Annotated in this window: 2 rRNA genes; both read right to left on the bottom strand. The window is 57.0% G+C overall.

Features of this window, described 5'->3' with window-relative positions:
• Window positions 1-98: 98 nt before the first annotated feature.
• Window positions 99-213, bottom strand: a 5S ribosomal RNA gene (gene rrf / locus IM708_RS20100).
• A gap of 78 nt (window positions 214-291) precedes the next feature.
• Window positions 292-3,119, bottom strand: a 23S ribosomal RNA gene (locus tag IM708_RS20095).
• Between the last annotated feature and the right edge of the window lie 290 nt (window positions 3,120-3,409).

The raw sequence follows: 3,409 nt of genomic DNA, 5'->3' as shown, positions 1-3,409 counted from the left end.
GACCTTCAGGTTATGAGCCTGACGAGCTACCGGGCTGCTCCACCCCGCGGAGGTTTTTAGGTATCGTTGGAGAGATACATATGTGTGTTTCTTTTCAGGTTTGGCGGTGACCTACTCTCCCACGTCTTGAGACGCAGTACCATTGGCGCGACGGCACTTAACTTCCGAGTTCGGGATGGGATCGGGTGTTTTGCACGTGCTGTTGCCACCAAACCGGAGAAGAAACACGCATCAGTTTGCCATTCTGGTCTGTTTTTGCTTCTGATCTGGTCGGCCTTGCCGTTACCGGATCGGATCAAGCCTATTGGGCGATTAGTACCGGTCAGCTGAACGCATTGCTGCGCTTACACCTCCGGCCTATCGACGTGGTGGTCTTCCACGGCCCTATGGGGAGACCTTGTTTTGAGGGGGGCTTCCCGCTTAGATGCCTTCAGCGGTTATCCTGTCCGTTCATAGCTACCCTGCACTGCGGCTGGCGCCACAACAGGTCCACCAGTGGAACGTTCACCCCGGTCCTCTCGTACTAGGGGCAACTCCTCTCAAGTCTCCTACACCCACGGCAGATAGGGACCGAACTGTCTCACGACGTTCTAAACCCAGCTCACGTACCTCTTTAAATGGCGAACAGCCATACCCTTGGGACCGACTTCAGCCCCAGGATGAGATGAGCCGACATCGAGGTGCCAAACGATGCCGTCGATATGGACTCTTGGGCATCATCAGCCTGTTATCCCCGGCGTACCTTTTATCCGTTGAGCGATGGCCCACCCACGTGGGACCACCGGATCACTATGGCCGACTTTCGTCTCTGCTCGACTTGTCAGTCTTGCAGTCAGGCGGGCTTATGCCATTGCACTCACCGAGCGATTTCCGACCGCTCTGAGCCCACCATCGCGCGCCTCCGTTACTGTTTGGGAGGCGACCGCCCCAGTCAAACTACCCGCCACGCATGGTCCCGGACCCGGATGACGGGCCGCGGTTAGACATCAAGAGTGCGAAGGGTGGTATCTCAAGGGAGGCTCCACGGGAACTGGCGTTCCCGTTTCAAAGCCTACCACCTATCCTGCACATCGCAATCCTGATGCCAGTGCGAAGCTGTAGTAAAGGTGCACGGGGTCTTTCCGTCTGACCGCGGGAAGCCTGCATCTTGACAGGCAATTCAATTTCGCTGAGTCCATGTTTGAGACAGCGGGGAAGTCGTTACGCCATTCGTGCAGGTCGGAACTTACCCGACAAGGAATTTCGCTACCTTAGGACCGTTATAGTTACGGCCGCCGTTTACCGGGGCTTCAGTTCGGAGCTTGCACCCCTCCCTTTAACCTTCCGGCACCGGGCAGGCGTCAGACCCTATACGTCGTCTTGCGACTTCGCAGAGCCCTGTGTTTTTAGTAAACAGTCGCCACCCCCTGGTCTGTGCCCCCCGCCGATGCTTGCGCACCAACGGGGCCTCCTTCTCGCGAACTTACGGAGGCATTTTGCCGAGTTCCTTAAACATGGTTCTCTCAAGCGCCTTGGTATTCTCTACCAGTCCACCTGTGTCGGTTTCGGGTACGGTCTGATGGAGGGCTGTTTCCGGGAACCGTCCGGCTGCCAGATCAATCCGATAAGATCTGACAACGCTTTCGATCCGTCACTTCCTCCTGGCCGGGGAATATTAACCCCGTTCCCATCGACTACGCCTTTCGGCCTCGCCTTAGGGGCCGGCTCACCCTGCTCAGATTAGCTTTAAGCAGGAACCCTTGGACTTTCGGCGAGAGGGTCTCTCACCCTCTTTGTCGCTACTCATGTCAACATTCTCACTTCTGAACGCTCCACCGGTCGCTCACGCGCCGGCTTCACAGCAGATCCCTTGTCTCCGCCCGGCCCGAGGGCCGGAAAGAGACAGTGGATACAGAACAGAACGCTCCGCTACCGCGCGATTGCTCGCGCCCTAAGCTTCGGCTCGTGGCTTGAGCCCCGTTACATCTTCGCCGCAAGACAGCTTGTCTAGACCAGTGAGCTGTTACGCTATCTTTAAAGGATGGCTGCTTCTAAGCCAACCTCCTGGTTGTTTTGGCCGTCTCACATGCTTTCCCACTTAGCCACGAATTGGGGGCCTTAGCTGTAGGTCAGGGTTGTTTCCCTCTTGACGACGGACGTTAGCACCCGCCGTCTGTCTGCCAGATAGTGCTCCTCGGTATTCGGAGTTTGGTTAGGATCAGTAAGTCTGTGGGACCCCATTACCCATCCAGTGCTCTACCCCCGAGGGCATTCGTCTGACGCTCTACCTAAATAGATTTCGCGGAGAACCAGCTATCTCCGAGTTTGATTGGCCTTTCACCCCTAGGCACAAGTCATCCCGACCTTTTTCAACAGGTGTGGGTTCGGCCCTCCAGTTGGTGTTACCCAACCTTCAGCCTGCTCATGCCTAGATCACTCGGTTTCGGGTCTGATCCGTCTAACTCATGCGCCCATTTAAGACTCGCTTTCGCTGCGCCTACACCTACCGGCTTAAGCTTGCTAGACAGACCAAGTCGTTGACCCATTATACAAAAGGTACGCCGTCACCTCGCAAGGAGGCTCCGACTGCTTGTAGGCGTTCGGTTTCAGGATCTGTTTCACTCCCCTCGTCGGGGTGCTTTTCACCTTTCCCTCACGGTACTGGTTCGCTATCGGTCAGCAAGGAGTACTTAGCCTTCGAGGGTGGTCCCCCGATCTTCGGACAGGATTTCACGTGTCCCGCCCTACTTGATACGTCCGATCGTGCTTCCCGTACGGGGCTGTCACCCGCTGTGGCCGACCTTTCCAGGTCGTTCCGGTCACACTCACGGCTCGGCTGGTCCGCGTTCGCTCGCCGCTACTGGCGGAGTCTCTGTTGATTTCCTTTCCTCCGGGTACTTAGATGTTTCAGTTCCCCGGGTTCGCTCTTTGAAACCTATGTATTCAGTCTCAAAGTACCTGTTTCATCCGACTATCGACTGCTCGCGCAGACAATAATCAAATGTCAGGTGGGTTGCCCCATTCGGACATCCATGGATCAAGGCCTGTTCACGGCTCCCCATGGCTTATCGCAGTGTACCACGTCCTTCATCGCCTCTTGCTGCCAAGGCATCCACCAAACGCCCTTTTCGCGCTTGATCCGATCCGGAAAGAGCAAGGCTGCTTTCGAATGCGCGATCGCTCGCGCTTCACAGCCAGGACAGCGGGGCCTTTTGTGCCCCCGCCACGCTTTCCGATCAGAAGTTTTTCGTACATTTTCCCGCCCCGGGCGAACCCGGGAGCGTCCGGCGCCGCGTGCGACGCCGGTGGTCAGTGTACCAGACTTGGAATAGCTTCGTATCTGCCCGCCGCCCGCAATCGCTTGCGGCCAGCCGGCGGGTCCCTCCTCACGCGGGGGGACCGACACGAAACTGATGTGTATCTCTCTCAA

This window comes from Pararhodobacter sp. SW119 (genome assembly GCF_017811755.1).
Lineage (GTDB): Bacteria > Pseudomonadota > Alphaproteobacteria > Rhodobacterales > Rhodobacteraceae > Pararhodobacter.
This window is presented reverse-complemented; position numbering and strand designations above follow the sequence as displayed.